Origin of the sequence: Paenibacillus marchantiae, assembly GCF_028771845.1 — a bacterium.
In the GTDB taxonomy this organism is placed as follows: domain Bacteria; phylum Bacillota; class Bacilli; order Paenibacillales; family Paenibacillaceae; genus Paenibacillus; species Paenibacillus marchantiae.
In genome coordinates this window covers 2,751,312-2,770,795 of the sequence record NZ_CP118270.1, presented here as the reverse complement: position 1 = coordinate 2,770,795, position 19,484 = coordinate 2,751,312, and the positions used below count along the sequence as shown (strand labels likewise).

21 protein-coding genes and 1 riboswitch are annotated in these 19,484 nt (G+C 48.8%); of the genes, 3 read left to right on the top strand and 18 right to left on the bottom strand.

What is annotated here, in order from left to right; translation table 11 throughout:
* Nucleotides 1-14: 14 nt before the first annotated feature.
* The 7 genes from PTQ21_RS12630 to cobD all read right to left on the bottom strand — a co-directional run bounded on the left by PTQ21_RS12630 (nt 15) and on the right by cobD (nt 6,989).
* A complete protein-coding gene (locus PTQ21_RS12630; RefSeq protein ID WP_372828772.1) occupies nt 15-836 on the bottom strand; it encodes an ABC transporter ATP-binding protein in 822 nt (273 codons plus the stop codon).
* Nucleotides 833-1,879 carry a FecCD family ABC transporter permease gene (locus PTQ21_RS12625; RefSeq protein ID WP_090808224.1) on the bottom strand — a complete coding sequence of 349 codons (1,047 nt, stop codon included), beginning with the start codon at nt 1,877-1,879 and terminating at the stop codon, nt 833-835. The genes PTQ21_RS12630 and PTQ21_RS12625 overlap by 4 nt, the downstream gene beginning before the upstream one ends.
* Entirely contained in the window at nt 1,876-2,874 is a 999-nt protein-coding gene (locus PTQ21_RS12620) for an ABC transporter substrate-binding protein (RefSeq protein WP_420800363.1), read from the bottom strand. The genes PTQ21_RS12625 and PTQ21_RS12620 overlap by 4 nt, the downstream gene beginning before the upstream one ends.
* 201 nt (nt 2,875-3,075) lie before the next feature.
* Nucleotides 3,076-3,212, bottom strand: a riboswitch (cobalamin riboswitch).
* 166 nt (nt 3,213-3,378) lie between these two features.
* Complete coding sequence (locus PTQ21_RS12615) at nt 3,379-4,026, bottom strand: histidine phosphatase family protein (RefSeq protein WP_269053690.1); 648 nt, start codon at nt 4,024-4,026, stop codon at nt 3,379-3,381.
* A complete protein-coding gene (gene cbiB / locus PTQ21_RS12610; RefSeq protein ID WP_274570491.1) occupies nt 4,017-4,997 on the bottom strand; it encodes an adenosylcobinamide-phosphate synthase CbiB in 981 nt (326 codons plus the stop codon). The genes PTQ21_RS12615 and cbiB overlap by 10 nt, the downstream gene beginning before the upstream one ends.
* 44 nt (nt 4,998-5,041) lie before the next feature.
* Nucleotides 5,042-5,860 (bottom strand): adenosylcobinamide amidohydrolase, encoded by an 819-nt coding sequence (locus tag PTQ21_RS12605; RefSeq protein WP_274570072.1) that lies wholly within the window; start codon nt 5,858-5,860, stop codon nt 5,042-5,044.
* The gene (cobD, locus tag PTQ21_RS12600) at nt 5,841-6,989 is read right to left on the bottom strand and encodes a threonine-phosphate decarboxylase CobD (RefSeq protein WP_274570071.1); all 1,149 of its coding nucleotides are present in this window, start codon (nt 6,987-6,989) and stop codon (nt 5,841-5,843) included. The genes PTQ21_RS12605 and cobD overlap by 20 nt, the downstream gene beginning before the upstream one ends.
* Nucleotides 6,990-7,200: 211 nt before the next feature.
* Here cobD and PTQ21_RS12595 point away from each other — a divergent pair, with 211 nt between their 5' ends.
* The gene (locus PTQ21_RS12595; RefSeq protein WP_064639935.1) at nt 7,201-8,202 is read left to right on the top strand and encodes a lipoate--protein ligase; all 1,002 of its coding nucleotides are present in this window, start codon (nt 7,201-7,203) and stop codon (nt 8,200-8,202) included.
* Between the two features lie 233 nt (nt 8,203-8,435).
* Nucleotides 8,436-9,239 (top strand): Cof-type HAD-IIB family hydrolase, encoded by an 804-nt coding sequence (locus tag PTQ21_RS12590; RefSeq protein WP_076291747.1) that lies wholly within the window; start codon nt 8,436-8,438, stop codon nt 9,237-9,239.
* A gap of 111 nt (nt 9,240-9,350) precedes the next feature.
* Here the strand turns inward: PTQ21_RS12590 and PTQ21_RS12585 are convergent, their stop codons facing one another.
* Both PTQ21_RS12585 and PTQ21_RS12580 read right to left on the bottom strand, forming a co-directional pair.
* Nucleotides 9,351-9,656: a hypothetical protein gene (locus PTQ21_RS12585; RefSeq protein WP_269053686.1), complete on the bottom strand. Its 306-nt coding sequence runs from the start codon at nt 9,654-9,656 to the stop codon at nt 9,351-9,353.
* Between the two features lie 40 nt (nt 9,657-9,696).
* On the bottom strand, nt 9,697-10,635 hold the full coding sequence (locus PTQ21_RS12580; RefSeq protein WP_274570070.1) for a DMT family transporter: 939 nt from the start codon (nt 10,633-10,635) through the stop codon (nt 9,697-9,699).
* A 120-nt stretch (nt 10,636-10,755) separates the two neighbouring features.
* Here PTQ21_RS12580 and PTQ21_RS12575 point away from each other — a divergent pair, with 120 nt between their 5' ends.
* A complete protein-coding gene (locus PTQ21_RS12575; RefSeq protein WP_274570069.1) occupies nt 10,756-12,177 on the top strand; it encodes an aminotransferase-like domain-containing protein in 1,422 nt (473 codons plus the stop codon).
* A 186-nt stretch (nt 12,178-12,363) separates the two neighbouring features.
* Here the strand turns inward: PTQ21_RS12575 and PTQ21_RS12570 are convergent, their stop codons facing one another.
* The 9 genes from PTQ21_RS12570 to PTQ21_RS12530 form a co-directional block, all read right to left on the bottom strand.
* Entirely contained in the window at nt 12,364-12,990 is a 627-nt protein-coding gene (locus tag PTQ21_RS12570; RefSeq protein WP_072734264.1) for an ABC-2 transporter permease, read from the bottom strand.
* Entirely contained in the window at nt 12,983-13,849 is an 867-nt protein-coding gene (locus PTQ21_RS12565) for an ABC transporter ATP-binding protein (protein ID WP_063564627.1), read from the bottom strand. Before PTQ21_RS12565 ends, PTQ21_RS12570 begins: the two co-directional genes overlap by 8 nt.
* Entirely contained in the window at nt 13,849-14,229 is a 381-nt protein-coding gene (locus PTQ21_RS12560) for a GntR family transcriptional regulator (protein WP_274570068.1), read from the bottom strand. Before PTQ21_RS12560 ends, PTQ21_RS12565 begins: the two co-directional genes overlap by 1 nt.
* Nucleotides 14,230-14,446: 217 nt before the next feature.
* Nucleotides 14,447-15,028 (bottom strand): ATP-dependent Clp endopeptidase proteolytic subunit ClpP, encoded by a 582-nt coding sequence (gene clpP / locus PTQ21_RS12555; protein ID WP_062326868.1) that lies wholly within the window; start codon nt 15,026-15,028, stop codon nt 14,447-14,449.
* Between the two features lie 18 nt (nt 15,029-15,046).
* Nucleotides 15,047-15,913: an RNA polymerase sigma factor gene (locus tag PTQ21_RS12550; RefSeq protein ID WP_274570066.1), complete on the bottom strand. Its 867-nt coding sequence runs from the start codon at nt 15,911-15,913 to the stop codon at nt 15,047-15,049.
* 133 nt (nt 15,914-16,046) lie between these two features.
* Nucleotides 16,047-16,826: an MBL fold metallo-hydrolase gene (locus PTQ21_RS12545; RefSeq protein WP_090808203.1), complete on the bottom strand. Its 780-nt coding sequence runs from the start codon at nt 16,824-16,826 to the stop codon at nt 16,047-16,049.
* Nucleotides 16,827-16,983: 157 nt separating this feature from the next.
* Nucleotides 16,984-17,430: a hypothetical protein gene (locus PTQ21_RS12540; RefSeq protein WP_090808201.1), complete on the bottom strand. Its 447-nt coding sequence runs from the start codon at nt 17,428-17,430 to the stop codon at nt 16,984-16,986.
* A gap of 55 nt (nt 17,431-17,485) precedes the next feature.
* Entirely contained in the window at nt 17,486-18,421 is a 936-nt protein-coding gene (locus tag PTQ21_RS12535; RefSeq protein ID WP_063564391.1) for an ABC transporter ATP-binding protein, read from the bottom strand.
* Nucleotides 18,418-19,443: an ABC transporter ATP-binding protein gene (locus tag PTQ21_RS12530; RefSeq protein ID WP_274570065.1), complete on the bottom strand. Its 1,026-nt coding sequence runs from the start codon at nt 19,441-19,443 to the stop codon at nt 18,418-18,420. Before PTQ21_RS12530 ends, PTQ21_RS12535 begins: the two co-directional genes overlap by 4 nt.
* Nucleotides 19,444-19,484: the final 41 nt, after the last annotated feature.

Below are 19,484 nucleotides of genomic sequence, written 5' to 3'. Positions count from 1 at the left end.
TTCCCCCGGTTCATTCATTTCTTCTCTCGTCTTAGCAAAAGCTGTGGCAATCCATTGTCGGGATGATTCACCATGGCCGGGCTCACCCGGAAGATCTCCCGGATGTTCTCTTCCGTCATCAACGAATGGGGTGTGCCACTGCCTACACAAGTCCCGTCACGCAGCGCCAGAATATGATCGCAAAATTGTGCGGCCAGGTTCAGATCATGCAGCACCGCCACAATTGTAATATGATTTTTTTGACGCCACGCTGATAATAACTCCATGAATTGCAATTGATATTTGATATCGAGAAAGGTGGTTGGCTCGTCCAGCAATAATAGCCTGGGTTCCTGAGCCATGACTTTGGCAAGCGCAACCCGCTGCCGTTGTCCGCCACTCAGTGCATCCAAAGGTCGTTCGGCCATGTCACTCAGACCCAACTCCTCTAACACCTTATCAACTACTGCTGCTCCATCCGACGTTTCTTTGCCAAGCCAGTTCTGATAAGGGTAACGTCCCATCTCGACAACATCTCTTACGGGATAAGAGATGGCCGGCAGACCATCCTGCTGCAAGACCGCAATCATACGTGACAAATCTTTACGGGTGTATGAGGAAATGTCGCGTCCATCAATCTGTATGCTGCCTGCGTTCGGCTGTTCAGTTCCGGCAAGTAGCTGAATCAGGGTCGATTTGCCACTGCCGTTTGGACCAACAACGCCCCACCATTCACCCTCTTTGACTTTCCAGTCCACTGCATGCAGAGCCCGATGGTTACCATACATTTTACCAGCTTCCGTGACCTCTATCATCGGCCGGCTCTCGGTAAGGTCTGTTTTCATGAATGTGCTCATGGCATCATCCCCTTCCGCAACTTTTTGTTCCGGTGTAGCAGATACGCGAAGAATGGCGCTCCAACGAAAGCCGTAACCACACCCAGCGGAATTTCGGTTGGGGCCAGCAATGAGCGTGCAATCGTATCTGCCCAGACCATGAAGATGGCTCCCCCAATCGCGGACAAAGGCACCAGCAATCGATAATCAGGTCCGACGATGAGCCGAAGAATATGCGGAATGACCAATCCGACGAAGCCAATCACGCCCGATACGGAGACAGCGCCTGCCGTAAGCAGCGTACCCACAGCTAACACCGACAGCTTCAATCCATCCACCTTAACCCCGATATGAGCAGCCTGTCGTTCCCCCAAGGCAAGCACATTCAACGAACGCGCACGGCTCCAGAGGAAAATCAGCCCCAGCACAAAATACGGGAAAAGGATGGCCGTATACGACCACCCACGCAGTGCCAGACTTCCCATCGTCCAGTATATAATTTCATTGATTGTCTGCTTCGACATGGTCGACAGGAAGGAGACTACGGCTCCCAGAAAACTTTGCATGACCACGCCAGCCAGAATGAGGCTGTGTGTCGGTATTTTGCGTCCCTCACGAGCGAGGGCCAGCACAAACCACAATGTAACTACTCCCGTCAGAAACGCGACCAGTGGCAGAGTCCAGATCCCAATCAGTGCATACTGCAATCCGAAAAAAATCAGAAAAGCCGCACCTACCGATGCACCGGACGATACGCCCAGGGTAAACGGATCAGCCAGAGGGTTACGAAGAACCCCCTGGAATCCAGTTCCGGCAATCGCCAGCGATGCACCTACAAGCACGGCAAGCAGTACACGTGGGAATCTGACCTTCCATATAATCTGTTCTGCTGCTGTATTCCAGTCAGGAACAATCCAGTCGCCCAGCCAGGGGATGCGATGAAGCAAGATGCCCGCAATGTCCCGGACAGGCAGGGCAACCGAACCGATGCCCGTGCAGATGAGCACGGTTAACACAAGCAGCACAATTCCGGCCGTTCCGTACACTGCCAGCTTTTTACTCATTTGAACAGATCAGGGTAGATCGCTTTGGCTACTTCTTTCAGACCTTGTGTTACCCGTGGTCCCGGACGGCTCAACAGGTTGGCATCCAGACCGATGACTGCATCGTTTTTCACAGCCGTGATTTGATCCCATCCGCTGCGTGCTTTGATGATTTGATCCAATGTTTTGTTATCTTCCACTACATCGTTCGCATACAGAATGACGTCTGGATTAGAGGCAATAATGTTCTCTTCATTAATCTGGTTCCAGCCAGTCAAGTCGGATGCTACGTTGTTTCCTCCGGCCAATGTAATCAATTCATCCATGAATTCGCCTTTACCCACAGTCCAGCCTGGGGAGAACTCAACGTACACTTTTTTCTTCTCTTCCGGTTTAACTGCCTTCACAGCTTCAGTTACATCAGCCACATCCTGTTTCATCTGGGTGGTGATCTCCTGTGCTTTTTCCTGATGATCCGTGATTTTACCAAATGTTTCAATGTTGTTCATCACATCATCCACTGATTTAGGATCTGTTTTGAAAATGGTAATGCCCAGATCGCGCAGTTTCTTCACCGACTCTTTGCTCATCGAGATACCTGTAAATACGATGTCAGCTTCAGCTGCAATGATCGACTCTTCATTAGGCTTTGTTATGCCGCCCATTTTTGGTTTCTTTGTTGCTGCTTCCGGATAATCGTCATAGTCGGATACCCCTACGATCTGCTCGTCCAATCCGAGTGCGAACAGGGATTCCGTTTCAGCCGGAGATACGGATACGATTTTGGCTGGTGCTTTGTCAAAGGTAAATGATTCACCCGTAGCATCTGTAACCGTGAGTGGATATTGAGTTTTGAGATCTGTTTTAGCCTGTTCCTGGGATTGCTCCTGTGCAGGTTGCGAGGTTCCTGTACCCTCGTTTGTTGTTGTACCACATCCGGCCAACGTCAGTGCCAGCATCGCTGCGCTCAGCAGTGACGCTACGCCTTTCCATGTCTTGAAATTCATTGTGTTCATTCTCCCCTTCTCTATCCATTCTAGTGAGTAGTGCTCCTGTCCCAATTTCCGCTTGAATTTGTGTTCCGAAAAAATAAAATCCCTAATCCTTGGGTCAGGATCAGGGATGACGTCTCGCATGTGGCGATCTGCGCATGATCAGCTTGGCGCTGTATATGCACAGAGAACTGCCCGAAACGCTGTCCTTTCCTCGAAGGAACACCGGTTTATACGTCCAGGGCAGGTAACCTGACTTACAGGAATTCATCCTGATTTACAGTGGCGGGACCGTGCCGGATTTACACCGGCTTCCCTATTTCACCCGTTTGCCGTTCATCGCCTTATATAAAAGCATGAAACATTACTGCATGCACTCGGGACCCATGGTCGCTAATATTGTTTAACCATTCAAGTGAGCATCCTGCATCGTTGGCAGGGCTTGTTGAGCCTCCATCCGATGATGCACTTGCTAAGTCACACTTCTGTTGTGATTATAGGTTATATTGTACATCCTTACAACCCGATTTACGGAAAAGTCAATCTGGTTCCAACCCAGCTATCCCCATCGCCAGCCAGCCGGATCTTTATCGCTTGTCCTGGTACTACCTGCGTATCCCAGAAATCTTGATTCGGAATGAGACGTGACACAATATAACGAATAACACCGCCATGCGTAATCACGGCTACTTTTGGCACGTTTATGCTGCGAGAGTGCAGTATTGGTGAAAAGGACATCAGACACTCTTCCATAAATGAATCAATCCGCGCTGCAAATGCTGTCCAAGGCTCGCCACTCGGTGGCGTTACCTCATGCGGCGCATCGATCCAGTCTCGGTACTGCGAATTGTCCTTGAGCTGATCGTAGGTCAACCCCTCCCACTGACCAAAGTCGATCTCCCTTAGTCGGGCATCAAGCTTGGCCTGTCCCATTTGGGACGATGCAATGTGTGAAAGTGTCTGCTGACAACGCAGCATATCACTGCAATACAAGGCGTCGCATGTGATATCGCTACACTGCTCACGCAGCGAAGATAGCTCCTGCTTTGCCTCAGGCAACAGTCCGATGTCAGTATGCCCAAGATACCTTTTTTCCAAGTTCCACGCCGTTGTACCATGACGTATCAACATAATATCGCGGCTTTGCATGCCACCATGTCCAGCTTCTATCTCCATAACAGTGCACCTCCAGCAGACCATATCCCGAAGGTGACCAACCAACATAATAAAACAAAAGAACCTGCCGACCAGAACATAAGCCGTGTTGTTCGTACAATATCTTCTGCTTCCATCCGTCTAGTAGGCTCGCCCATATATGCGCGAAATGAAGCCACGCCGTGATATACGTTATGCCCGCCAAGTCTTATGCCCAGCGCTCCGGCCACCGCCGACTCGGGGAAACCGCTATTCGGGCTTGGGTGCAGTCGTGCATCCCGGGACACCATGCGTGCTGCCCCTCTGGCATCCAACTTCATGAACCAGGCTCCCATAATTAACAGTAAGGCGGTAAGCCGCGCGGGAATCCAGTTGGCCCAATCATCTAGACGGGCAGACGCCCAACCGAGATGCAGATATTTTTCATTTTTATAACCTACCATCGAATCCAGTGTATTCACCGCTCGATAGGCCATGGCAAGTGGTGCACCACCAATCAGGGCATAGAACAGTGGAGAGACGATGGCATCCACGATATTCTCCGCCACAGTCTCTACCGTCCCACGCACAACCTCCGGTTCATCCAGATGAGCCGTATCACGTCCTACAATCATACCCAGTGAACGTCTCGCCGCAGGCCAATCTTGTTGACTCAGATGGCGGTAAACTTCCATACCTGCATCCTTCAAACCTTTCGAGGCAATGGTGGTTGCGATTAACACCACTTCTGCCACAACCGCAACAGCGGGATGAATAAGACCCAGCACATAGATCAATCCCCAAGTCAGTGCAAAAGAACCGCCTGCAATCAAAAGGGGAAATAATACGCCCGCTCTTTTGAGAGCCTGGTTCGAGTCCGCCCGCGATCTTATCGCCCGCTCCAGTTCAGAGATGGCCTTTCCCATACCAATCACCGGATGAGGAATCCAGCGTGGATCTCCGATGCAGCGATCCAATATGTATGCTCCTACAATAATCCAGGCTCCAGCCATTCCCGCCCAGATCGGCCAAGAAGCCCATTGAATCAGCAGAGATGTCATTGCTTGTTATTCCTCTCTTTCCACTCCTGCGCGGCTTTCAGGCTTTCCATTATCGTGTCATACACCAGCCTGCCGATCGCTGCACCCATGACCGTAGCCGTCCCGGCATAACTTATAAGCGGTTTATTTACTTCAGCCAGGCTTACCGCGAGTACGATGGCATCCGTTGTTGTTCCGGTTGCGGTTAGAGCATTCTCTGAATCGGCCACACCGAAATCAGCTAACGCAGCGGCCTTCGCCTCTACCGCAGTCTGAATGGCATTCACCATCGCTCCAGCAGTCATACGCCCATTCATCCACAACATGATATTGATCGTACCGGGAGTATAGGTTGATGCCGAAACCTTCCCAATTTTCTGGGACACCGTCCCATTGCTCATCTCATTCCCCGCAGCATCAAACACGGTTCTTGCAGAACCCGCCCGTGCAGCATTGGATACCCCTGCTGTAGTGCAGCAAAGTAATCCGAACTCATCACTTTCGTATTCCTGGATCGCTGTGTGCTCCAATCGAACGGCAGTCAGAAGACCGGCACATTGATCCTGCTGCTCCTGCCATTCACTCAACAGATCAGCAATATCACGTGGTGGATCGTCACAGCGATAATGTTTGTCGACATAGATGTTGAATATACGATCCAGTTCAATCATGCCGCCCCCATACACGGCACTGGATAGTGCTGTTACAACAGAGGGGCTGGACGCTTTAATATGCCGTTCATGTGCAGAGACGAATAATCCCGGCCACACAGAAGATCTGTATTCATTTTGGTCCTTTTGTACATGGGAATAATAATTATAGAATGGCAGTGCCATCGCTTTGTCCCCCTGCCTCTAATCCGGTTGTCGGATTAGACGTAATTACATTTCCTATCGTTTCCAGCAAACGTCCGTTAGCCTCCGCGTCCTTGACCGCAAAACGTACATGTCGTTCCCCAAGTCCGGGATACATTGCGCAGCTTCGGATCAGTATACCGCGTTCACCGAGGGCAGCCTGGATGGACGTCGCTGTCCACGGCTCTGGCAGGGCTGCCAATATAAAGTTCGCTTCCCCTCGCGTCACCTTACATCCCAAAGCCTCCAGACCCTCCGTTAATCTCTCCCGCTCGTGTGACACCAGTGCTAATGTCTCCTGTTCAAAATTATCCCCGCTGCGTAAACAGGCTTCACCTGCGATCAGTGCCAGCCCGTTCACACTCCAGGTGACCTGTTTCTCTGTCATGGCACGAATCAGTTCGGGACGCCCCATTGCATAACCCAGACGCAGGCCTGGAATCGCATAAAACTTGGTCATCGAACGAATGATGATCACTTGCGGATACTCTTTCAAGCTGGGTGCAAGCGATTGCCGCTGTGATTCAGCAATAAAATCGATAAATGCCTCATCGACAACCAATATTGTGCCTGTTGTCTCTGCTTTACGAGCAAGCCGTTGCAGATCGTCCACCGGATACTGTACCCCATTGGGGTTGTTGGGCTGTCCAAGGAAAAGCAGGTCCACCCGCTCCATCAGCTTCTCAATATCTTCCGGTTCTGCTCGCCAGTCCAGCTCTTCCCGTCCTTGAACATGGTGGACTTCTGCTCCAAATTGTCTGGATAATGCACTGTACTCTGAAAAGCCGGGCTCTACCGTACCTACTCTACGAGGCGCGAGTCCAAGTAAGATTAGAGCCATACTTTCCGCCGCCCCATTGCCCACAGATATGTGATCCGGGGTTAAACCCAGTCGGTCACTAAGCAACATTTTGAACGCCCGATGGCCCGGATCGGGGTAACGAAGTACCATATGTAATCCTTGCTCCAGAGCCTCCAGTACTTCCCGAGGTGGACCCAAAGGATTTATGTTTGCGCTAAAATCGAGGAAATCCGCAGGATTCCCTCCAAAACGTGCCGCGGCCGTCTCCACATCACCGCCATGTCCGAAAACTTCAATTAAACCGGTCATCCTGTCCGTCATCCTTTCTGCATGTCCTTTTTATTATGGATGTGGTGGCAGGCAGGGGTCAATCCTGATTTGGCTATTCAAGCCCTTTGCGGCTTCAATTTCTTTGTGTCCTTTCGACAATTCGTTTACAATAGAGAAGGAATTTCGATTCCGTAAAGCATCACTACATAAGGGATATGCATCCCTCACATACATTAATGGAGGAATGACCATGCTGTTTGTTGATAACCAGGGCATTACAGATCCTTCTGTAAACCTCGCCATTGAGGAATACATTCTGAAGCATCTGCCGATGGATGACAGTTACTTGCTGTTTTACATCAACCGCCCGTCCATTATTATCGGAAAACACCAGAATACCATTGAAGAGATCAATATTGAGTATGTTCAGGATAACGGTGTTCAAGTCGTACGTCGTCTTTCGGGAGGCGGAGCCGTTTATCACGATCTGGGCAACCTCAATTTCAGCTTTATTACCAAGGATGACGGACAATCCTTCCATAACTTCCGCAAATTCACGCAGCCTGTGGTGGAAGCCCTGCAAGAGCTTGGCGTTAATGCCGAACTGACGGGACGTAACGATCTGCAAGTCGGAGAGAAGAAAATTTCGGGCAACGCCCAATTCTCTACGCGTGGCCGTATGTTCAGTCACGGCACATTGATGTTCAACCTGAACCTCGACCACGTACAGGCTTCACTCAACGTTAATCCGGAGAAGTTCAAATCCAAGAGCACCAAATCCGTACGTTCTCGTGTAGCGAATATTCGTGATCTGATTGACAGCAATCTGACCATTGAACAATTCCGGGACGAGCTGTTGCGCCACATTTTCCGTATGGAGCCACAAGACGTTCCTCAATATGAACTCACAGAGAAAGACTGGGACAAAATCAACGAAATCTCTGCTGAGCGTTATAACAATTGGGACTGGAACTACGGGCTTTCCCCGGAAAGCAATGTGAAGCATACACGTAAATTCCCTGTCGGCATCATTGATCTGCGCATGAATATCAAAGATGGACGGATTGAAGATATCAAAATCTTTGGTGATTTCTTCGGCGTAGGCGATGTGGCGGATATCGAAGATATGCTGCGTGGCAAGCGTTACGAGGAATCTGAGGTGCGTACTGCACTTAAGGGTCTGGATGTAAAACATTACTTCGGTAACCTGGAGCTGGAGGACTTTATTGGCCTTATTTTCCTGGAGGAGTAAGCAATTTAGATGTATATAGATGTTTTGAACTAACTATGATCACTGAAACGGAGAGGACAGAAAAAACCTGTAAAAGCGAAGCGTTCACCTTTATCACCGGATTTCCCCCTTATAAGAGGGATCAAAAAATCTGGGGATAACAGTGATTGGAAGGTTATTCTGTCATCGTAGTGCTTGTGTGAGTTTATTTAGTTCAATTAAATAGATACAGATAAAAAAGGAGAGAAACACAGATGACCTACAAATTAATCGCAATTGACATTGATGATACCCTGATCAACGATAACAAGGAAGTAACGCCTGCAACACAGACTGCCCTGGAACAAGCGGTAGCTCATGGTGTCGTTGTAACACTGGCAACCGGACGTGCCTATGCTTCTGCACAAGCACTCGCTCGCCAAACGAAGCTGAACGTGCCAATCATTACGTATCAAGGCGCTTTGGTGAAAAACTTGCTGGACGAAAAAGTACTTTACGAGCGCTACGTTCCTCAGGACGCTTCCCGCAAATTGTACGACTACTGCCTGGAGCATAATCTGCACCTGCAAACGTACATTGACGACAAGCTGTACGCCCGTGAAGAAAACGACAAGCTGCGTGACTACGCCAAACTGAATGGCACTCAGTACCACATTGAACCGGATTTCATCAAAGTGATTGAGCAAAAAACACCGAAACTGCTCATCATTGATGAGCCGGATTACTTGGATGAGGTTGCGGTTGCCCTGCGCGAACTGCTCGGATCAGAAGTACACATCACCAAGTCCAAGCCATACTTCCTTGAAATCATGCACCGCGAAGGAACGAAAGGCCATGCACTAACCTTCCTGGCAGATCACTTCGGTCACCAATTGAGCGAGTGCATTGCCATCGGGGATTCTTGGAATGACCATGAGATGCTGGAAGTCGCTGGTCTTGGTGTAGCGATGGGGAATGCCATCCCTGCTCTGAAAGAGCTGGCAGATTACATTACCGCGAGCAATAACGAAGACGGCGTGAAGCAAGTGATTGAGAAGTTTGTGCTGAACGCAGAGTAAGCTTTTAAGAGGTCGAGTCCATATAAAACAAGTTATTTCAAGATACAATGAAACAGCCCTGCACGGTGATGAATCGCTTGTGCAGGGCTGTTTCTGTAATAAAACTGTTAATTATTCTATTTTGCCATACTTATCGTCAAATTCACGATTCCGCTCACTGATCTCCTTCATTACTCTCCCTTTGGATAAATCAGCAAATGGCCTAGGGAGCAGGAGAATAACTCCTATAATGAATAAAAGAATGGCCAAGATAAGTCCAATGACACCACCCGTTTCAAAAGTGGCTTGCAGATAACGGCCCCATTGATTGAACCAGATCGTTACGTCCGGTAAATGAATAATGGTCCCAATATGGATCATGCCATAGAGCACGATTCCCGCAAACAATAAAACAGCACCGATCCCCTGTCTATTCAAATGGATTACTCGCCTCATTCCTGCGTAAAATATATATTCCCTATTTTACCATGGATTTGGAAGTCTGACCCAATGAAGTTGTACGTTTTCCCTTTTTAAGCCACCCCATCACTTTCTCATTCATCGCCAGCAAACCTGAAACGATCAGCGCAACGCCTAACCATGTAATCCAGCTCACATGTTCATTGTATAGAACCGCCCCAAGTCCGACCGCAATCGGAGGAGAAATGTATAACCAGGTCGCCGGGAATAACGGGTTGGTACGAGACATGATCCAGTAGAACAAGCTGTGCCCGACCATCGAACCGATTACTGTCAGATAGATCAGGGATGATACTGCTGGCATCCAATCCAGTCCAGTAGTGTTCCATGATTCCGTCACCGCCGAAAGCGCGGATAACAGCACTCCTCCGTACATCATTTGCACCGCATTGATCGCTACAGGATTAGCCTCCTTAAACTGGTTAATGACCTTTTTGGAGTACAACGCACCTGCCGAGTAACAGACTTCACCCACCAATACAGCAATACAGCCCCAAAGCCACAGGGAACTACCACCAATCGATACACCCGGCAACACGACGAGGATAACTCCAGCAAAACCGATCAGGCAGCCCGCAATCATGCGTGCAGACGTTTTTTGACGCAACAACGCTGTCTGCATCACCATAATCATCAGTGGACCTGTTGCTGACAGAATCGCGCCAACACCCGAGCTCACATATTGTTCAGCCCAATACAAGGTCGCAAACGTACCAAATGTCAGTCCAGCCCCCGTCAAGAGCATCTCTTTCCGCCATAATAAAGACAGATTCACTTTCCCTTTCATCCACATCCATGCAAACATTAGAGCACCTGCAATGATAAAGCGCAGTCCGGCCGACAGAAAAGGTGGCATGCCTGCCTCCACGCCAATTTTAATCGCTAGAAACGTTGTTCCAAAAATAAGACACATTACGGTAAATGCTACTGCAACCATGCTAGCCCCTCCTTCATCTGTTCTCCATCATATAGCACTGTCCACAGAACAGAATGAATAAAACAGAACAGTTAGTTCCCGTTTGCTGTTACAATGGAGTTCAAAAGGAGCGTGAGCCGGGTGGGCAAAGCCATGTTGATGACAGATAACAGCTTGAAACTATATGAGCAAGTGGTACATTATCTGGTTGTACGGATCGAGGCCGGAGAGTGGAAAGAGCATGAGAAGCTGCCGTCCGTGCGGAGCCTGTCCGAGCTGCTCGGTGTACATCGTCTCACCGTTTTTAAGGCCTATCAGGAATTAAAGGAACGCGGGAACGTTTACGTCAAGGATAAGTCCGGTTATTATGTCAGTCCTGCTGACCCTTCTCCCGTGACCGATCAGGCCGATGACCCGGCCGTGTCTGCCTGGCTGCATTGGGATTCACTTGCCCGCGTGCAATCCCTGGAGGCGGAGTACCAATTTTCCAAGTCATTGATCGACCCCGCCCTGCTACCCAACCGATATTGGGGAGAATTGATGCGGGATTTACTGGATCTTTACCCTCGTTTGCTTGGCACATACTCCACTATTCAGGGAGATCTGGAGCTACGTAGTGCCCTGGCAAGCCATCTGACGACAAAGGAACGTTTCTACATCTCGGCAGATGAAGTGCTGATTACTTCAGGTGCACAGCAGGCCATTGATGTAATCTCCCGAAGTCTCGTCAGACCCGGTGACCGTGTGCTCATGGAGAGGCCAACGTACGGCCCTGCGATGGAAATTTTTCGCAAACAGAGTGCCAAGTTAATTTTTACGGATATTCATCCTGATGGCTACGATTTAGAACAGATTGAACGCCTGATGAAGCAGGAAAAGCCAAGAGTATTTTATATGACGCCGACCTTCCAAAACCCCACGGGCATCAATATTCCGACTGAGCAGCGCAAACAACTGCCTGAATTGGCGGAACAGTACGGATGTTTTCTGGTGGAAGACGACAGCACCTATGATATCTATTTCAAGGAAAAACCTCCTGCGCCAATCTTCACATACGATATTACAGGGCATACCCTCTATATTCGCAGCTATAGCAAATATGTCGTGCCGGGTCTGCGGATTGCCGCCATTATGTGCCGCCCCCGATTCATGCCAGGATTACAGGCCGTAAAAGCACTGACAGATAACGGATCACCTCTGCTGAATCAGAAGCTGTTCCTTCGTTATTTCCAGTCCCCACGCATGCACCAGCACTTGTCCAAGCTGCGTACCGCCATTCAACTGCGGATGGAAGTAATGGAACAGTGCCTTCAACAAACCAATTGGACGTGGACTCGTCCTGAGGGTGGACTCAACATCTGGGCGGAGCTTCCGGAAGGTGTAGATACGGGGCGCTTGCTTCACCGATGCATGGAGCATTCCGTCGCTTTTGTGCCGGGAACGGTATTCGATCCTTCCGATGCGAACGCCAGTCGCAAGCTGCGTCTCTCCTTCTCCTATGCTCACGAGCAGCAAATCCGAGAAGGCATGAGCAGACTCATTGCGTTGGCTGAAAATACGTGATGATACGTTTGCAAAATCTGCATTTGCAGATTAACGACAGCTTGTCTGGCAGGTCACAAATTTTAAATCTTCTGTAACACAAAAAGTCGCCGTTTGGCGACTTTACTTTTTGGGCTGCTGTTCTGCTGTTCTCGACTGGCAAAGTAAGTTTTAAAGTTTTTTTATTGAAATTCTTCTTCATCCATCCTATAGATCTTTCCTTGCAAACAGTCGGACCGTTACAAAATAGGAGACAATGAACAACAGAAGAATGCAAACTGAAACAAAAACATAAACCGAAGCACGACCCATTCCGTTCTCGCCTGCCATATATAAGAGCGAGGCGACAGGTTGCGCTAAAATAATAAGAACGATCATGAAAACCGTATTAATTATTCCCGCTCCCTTTTTACTAAGGGCGTAAAAAAGAGGCATATAGATCGAAATTAAAACCAGCACCATTCCAATCGAAATCAGGATGTCCAGTACCGAAAAGTCGGGCTTGTTCAGTTCGGGAAAAAGAAAGTTAACCAGCCAGTGAGCGCCTGACGAAGCGAAAACTCCAAAAAGCGTATAGAGAACGGCAGACAGATACTTTGCTTGCACAATGTTTCTGCGACTAAGCGGGAGCGTGACAAGAAATTTATGATTATGGTTTTTGATATCAATCATGGTTGCAAGCATAATCGAGCCAAAAGCGGTATAGATCCCTACAAAATACATCGACATTTCCACTGTCGGGATAAATGCGACACTGAATACAACAAAATAAAAAAGGATGGACCATAGCGAGCTTTTCAAAGCGATATAATCTTTGCGAAGCAAGTTAAGCATGATGCTTTTCCCCCTTGGCCGTAAAATAGATAAGGTCTTCGAGGGAGGGTCTATGTAAAAGAGCATAATTGCCAAATAATCGTTCTGCCTCCGCCTTGTTATCTGCCAAGCCTTCAAAACCAACCGCTGTCTCACGGATTCCGACGAATTGTCCTCGCGTGTCCGCATCAAGCAGCTTCATGTCCCCCTTTACTATCGTGTACCTTTCAAGCACATCATCCTTTGCTTCATTAAACACAATCTTTCCTTTATTAATGAATGTAATATAATCTGCTATACGCTCCAAATCCGTCGTGATATGAGTCGAGAAAATAATGGATCGAGTTTCGTCCTGTATCATATCTGCAAGCAGGTCAAGCAGTTCTCTCCGAAACACAGGATCAAGCCCGGATGTAGGCTCATCCATGATGAGTAGCTCAGCATCGTGAGATAAAGCGATAGCCAGTGAAAATTTTATTTTCATGCCTTTGGACAGTTCTTCAATCTTCTTTTTGGGAGACAATTCGAATTGCTCCAGGTAGTTGTTAAATTGCTTTTCATCCCATTTCTTATAAAAAGGAGCAATCATGCTTTTCATTTCACGGATCGTAAGATGCTCATAATAGAAACATTCATCTGAAACAATACCAATGCGTTCTTTAACGTTAACTTCCTGAGCAGGCATCTCTTTTCCCAATGTTTTGATGCTCCCAGAGTCCGGATGAATCAAGCCGGTGATCAGGTTGATCAGTGTGCTTTTCCCCGCTCCATTCGGGCCGATAAGTCCGGTAATATAACCTTGTTTTACATCCAAAGTGATCTGATCCAGCTTGAATAAGGGGTACGTTTTGGATAGGTTGCGCAACTCAATTGCGTTCATCATGTTTCTTCCTCCTCAACTAGCAACGTAAAATGCTTAACTACATCTTGAACACTCATGCCCAGTTCCTTGCTCTCACGAAGGATATCGAGCATTTTATCTTCGATTCGTTTCAGCCGCTGTTCCCGAATAAACTCCTGATTGGCCCCGGAAACAAAGGAGCCTTTGCCTACGACAGAATCAATCAGTTTCTCTTTCTCAAGTTCTTCATAGACACGTTTGGTAGTAATTACACTGACCTGCAGATCCTTTGCAAGTTGACGGATGGAGGGGAGACTCTCCCCTGCAACCAGTTCCCCGCTTAAAATGCTCTGTCTAATCTGGGTTAGAATCTGCATGTAGATGGGATCGCTTGATGCGTTTGATATTAGTATGTTCATGTTCTCTCACCTCACTGGTTTCAATCCAGCCCATGTATAGTGTATATATATAATATATACACTATACATGGGCTGAGTCAATAATCATTCAATTTTTTCCCAATACAGACAAAACAGCAAAGTAGCCCGAAAAGTCGAATGACCTCCCGGGCTACTTTGTTGTTCATTTTCCTTGTTTTTTAGTCGTGTTTCTTGGCACGTATGGTACCTTTTTTTCTTACGTACTGGAAATCACCTTATCCACAAGACCATACTCGACGGCTTCCGCAGCGGTCAGGAAATAATCTCTGTCTGTATCCTTTTCAATCCGCTCCATCGGCTGTCCCGTATGATCGGCAAGCAGCTTATTGAGGCGCTGACGGTGCTGGATAATCCGGTTGGCATGAATCAGCATATCCGAGGCCTGCCCCCGCGTTCCGCCAAGCGGCTGGTGAATCATGATTTCGCTGTTTGGCAACGCCAGCCGTTTCCCTTTTGTCCCACCAACCAGCAGGATCGTACCGAAGCTGGCTGCCATGCCTGTGCAGATCGTGGAAATGTCAGGTTTCACGAATTGCATCGTGTCATAGATGGAGAATCCGGCAGTCACGGAACCACCAGGACTGTTGATATACATTTGAATATCCTTCTCCGGGTCCTCTGCGGTCAGAAACAACAACTGGGCCACGATCGCATTGGCCATCTGATCCTCAATTTCCCCGGATACCATAATGATCCGATCTTTCAGCAAACGGGAATAAATATCATAGCTCCGCTCTCCGCGGGCTGTCTGTTCAACAACATAAGGTACCACGTTCATGCATTTTGCCTCCCCGGTTTACGCAACCATGGTGACCGTATATCCTCCCCCATACGACATTGAACTCATACCGGAGCTTGAATAACTGTACATCACTGGCTGCATCGATTGAGACGGCAGAGTCTGCTGCAAAATCGTTCCCGCCACAGCCATCGGATCATCGGTCTGATTCAGGCATAAATCAATTAAACGGGCTGTATCACCGCTGCGGAACGCCAGTAAATAGCTGCGCAGTTCCTCCCGATTTTGCTGATACTCTTCCAATTGATTGGTCTGATCAGCATCCGTTTCGTTCAGGCTGTGCCTCACTTTCGCCAGAGCAGAGCGGGCACGACTCAGGGCAGCTTTGACCGCCCCTTCCGTCGTGTCCAACAGTTCAGCAGTCTCTACCGTCGTGTATCCCATCAGATCACGTAACATATATATCGCTCGCTGCCACGGTGGCAGTTCATCCACAAGGATTTGAACAGCGGACTCGACTTCCTCGAATCGCTCTTCTTCCTCAAATTCTTGCATAAATGGCTTCATGCTTTCCAATTTGCTTGCCAAGTTCTCACGCTTCCGTATGGCGTCAATCCAGGTGTTGCGTGCAACGCGGATGAGATAGGCTTCCCAGTTCATGTCCTCTGTCATTCCCGTTCTTCGGGTAGCTGAAGAGGATAATGCTTTAACACATGTATCCTGAACCAGATCCTCCGTCTCCCAGACTGAACCAGTTATTGACATGCAGTAGGCGTATAAAGAGCCCAGCAGGTTCGGAAGCGCAGCTTCAATCGTTTGCTCTAACGAATATCCGGTTTGAACACCGGAATGGCTATATGGTTCAACTGGTTTATCATTATGTGGTCTGTTGATTCTGCAATCCACGGACTTCACAAAGGCCATGTTTGGGGCCCCCCTTTGTTGGTTCCTGATTGATCTTGCTTCAATTCAATTGCTGTAATTGCCTTACACTATGTAAACGAAGAACCTCCGGTAAAGGATACGCTCTTCTGAATTTATTTTTAGCATTGTTGTCCTATTCTCCCAGCTTCACCTTCAGACCGGTAAGTGCCAGCGTAATCCCCTGATCCAGATCATAATTCTGGCGTACATCGACGTCGTGAGACATATGTGTAAAATAGGTCTGACCCGGCTTCAAATCCTGCAACAGCTCCTGCGCCTCAACCATATCGTACACCGAGCGTGTGGAGAATTCCGCAAGTTCATGAACAAAGCTCGTTCCAAGTACCAGCAGATCGAGCCCGTATAGCGGCTGCTTCTCCGCAGCTTTCAGATCAATGGCATCCGAGCAATACGCCCAGGTGTATCCTTCACGTTCCAATCGATACGCATACGAATAGCCATTATGACCGTGGCAAACTTTCCAGGAGTGCACCTTCCACCCACCGAGTTCGATATCCGCATCCGTTTCCAGGAAATTCATATGACGACCGAGCCATGGAAATTGACTTTGGATGGTCGCGATCACCTCCCGTGGTGCATACAACTGCCCTTTTACACCCAACCATCGACACGCATCTGCCCATTCGGGCAAGCCTCCAATATGATCAAAATGCGCATGAGTGATCAGCAGCGTCTGCACCATCCGCATCCCCTGGTCTTCCATCTGTGATCTCCAGTCCGGTCCGCAGTCAATCATGAAAGGTTCGTGCTCGCCATCACTATGAATCAAAACAGCAGCACGTTTGCGGCGATTGATCCCCGTAAGTCGGGCTTCTGTGCAAACGTCACAATCACAATACACCCGCGGAGCACCCATCGCATCCCCGGTTCCCAGAAATGTTAGCTGATTCATTATGAAAGTCCCCTCTCTATCCCGGAAGCAATGCATCCCAAATTCATGTTCCATCCGATTAATGATATGTAAATTGTAATCTCCCACCTCTATTTTTGCAAAAAAAAGACCATCCCGCCGCAGTTATTCACTGCAAACGGGACAGTCTGTTGTTTCACTAAACCAAAGCCCGCAGCTTCAACGTCAGCTCTTGGCCCTCAGGTACATCTTTGGATTCGGTAATCACCCAGTTTGATGCGAGGCGTTTTGCCAGCACATCTGCCTGCTCTGGTTTTAATTTCAACCCGGTCACGATGCCTTCACCCACTGTGAAGTCTCTCTCCGGCTGTAATCCGAAGGACTTCTCCAAGTAGATCCCCAGACCACCACGAGTGTTAAAGGTAATCCGGTAGCCGTCTTTAACCGCGCCTTCCAGATTCTCGCCATGCTCATCCGCATAGGAGAAAAGATCATCATATCTGTAGTGCTCCTCAGACACGGCATCAAAAGCAGCCACATCTTTGGCCTGTATCGCTTCCAACAAAGCTGCATCCGACATGCCTTTGCTACGAGCCTGTTCCAGCCGAATGGCTGTATTTTGGGACAACTTAAACTCAGCGCTCATCCACCTCACACCTTCCTGTCACTATATATCGTTATTCCATGATATTCCTAATCCATTATATCCTGTCTCGATAGCCGGATACAAAGTGTCCTGGTGAAACTTCCATCCACTCCGGTTCTTCATCCCGTCCCCGAGCGGATGGGTCGGTATCCCCACTGTAGATCGGTGGCATAACGTTCCGTACCGTTGGATCAGGTACAGGAATTGCTGCCAGCAATGCCTGGGTATACGGATGTACCGGATTACGGTACAGTTCTTCTGTTGGTGCCACTTCCACCAGCTTACCGCGATACATCACACCGATTCGATTGGAGATGTGGCGTACCATCGACAAATCATGGGCAATGAACAAATAGGTCAGTCCCAGCTCTGCCTGCAAATCTTCAAGCATATTGACCACCTGTGCCTGTACGGACACATCCAGAGCAGACAACGGCTCATCACACAAAATGAACTCCGGGTTCACCGACAATGCACGGGCAATGCTGATCCGCTGACGCTGCCCCCCACTGAATTCATGTGGATAACGCTCCGCGTGCTCTGGTTTAAGACCCACACGGTTCATTAGGTCAAGCGCACGCCCCTTCATCTCTGCTTTGGAAGCATAATTATGAATTTCCATGGGTTCACTAATAATCTGCAGGACATTCATGCCCGGATTTAGTGAAGAATAGGGGTCCTGAAAAATCGTCTGCATCCGTTTGCGAAAAGGCTTCAACTGGCGTTCATTCATTTTCGCAACATCCTGTCCGCCAAACATAATGCTTCCGTCCGTCACATCATAGAGTCTCACGATGCTGCGTCCAGTCGTTGATTTGCCACAGCCGGATTCACCAACCAGTCCAAATGTTTCTCCCTTGTGAATATGAAAACTGACGTTATCCACGGCTTTCACGACGTCTTTGCCTTTGCCAGCACCACGTACCGGAAAATGTTTTTTCAATCCACGCACGTCCAGCAGTACTTCACGCTGATCGATTCCTGTACTCATTTCTCCACCTCCTCTGACGATGCTCCTGTTTGTACTTGATTTTGTTCCCGACCTTGATCGTCCAGCAACCAGCATAGCGCTCGATGACCGGGTGCAGTCTCGGTATACGCAGGCATCTGTTTGCATACTTCCATGGCGTGTGGGCAACGTTCCATAAACGGACATCCGGTTGGCGGATGAAGCAGATTGGGCGGTGTACCTTCAATGGTTGCCAGCCGCTGGCGTCCACCTTCCTCGCCATGCTTCGGAATGGAGCGCAGCAATCCCTGAGTATATGGATGCTGGGGATGAGCGAAAATACGCTCCACTGGCCCCTCTTCCATAATGAGTCCACCGTACATCACAATCACTCGGGTACAGACCTGAGCAACGACACCAAGGTCATGCGTAATCATCAGAATGGATGTCTGCGTGGAATCTTTCAGTTCCTGCATCAGCTGTAAAATCTGTGCCTGAATGGTCACATCCAGCGCTGTCGTCGGTTCATCCGCGATCAATAACTCCGGCTTACAGGACAGAGCCATGGCGATCATTACCCGCTGTCTCATGCCTCCGCTGAACTCGTGTGGATATTGGTCAATCCGTTCTTCCGGAGAAGGAATGCCCACTTGCCGCAGCAATTCAATCGCTTCCTTGCGTGCAGCCGACTTGTCCATTTTCCGGTGACGACGAATGACCTCTGTCATCTGTTTGCCTACACGAACCACTGGATTAAGTGATGTCATCGGGTCCTGGAAAATCATCGAGATGCGGTTGCCCCGGATTTTGCGCAGCTCCTTGTCCGACTTGGTCAGCAGATCCTCTCCACGGAACAGAATCCGACCATCCGTAATCCGGCCCGGCGACTGGATCAGTCGAATCAGCGAACGGGCGGTAACACTTTTGCCACTTCCGGACTCGCCGACCAGCCCAACCACTTCGCCTTCTTTTAACGTAAAACTCACACCCCGGACGGACTGTACCTCACCTTCCCGAGTTGCAAAGGACGTTTTCAGTTGTTTGACCGATAATAAATCTGTCATTGTATTCACCCCGCTGTGTAAGTTCAACCAAAGAATATTTA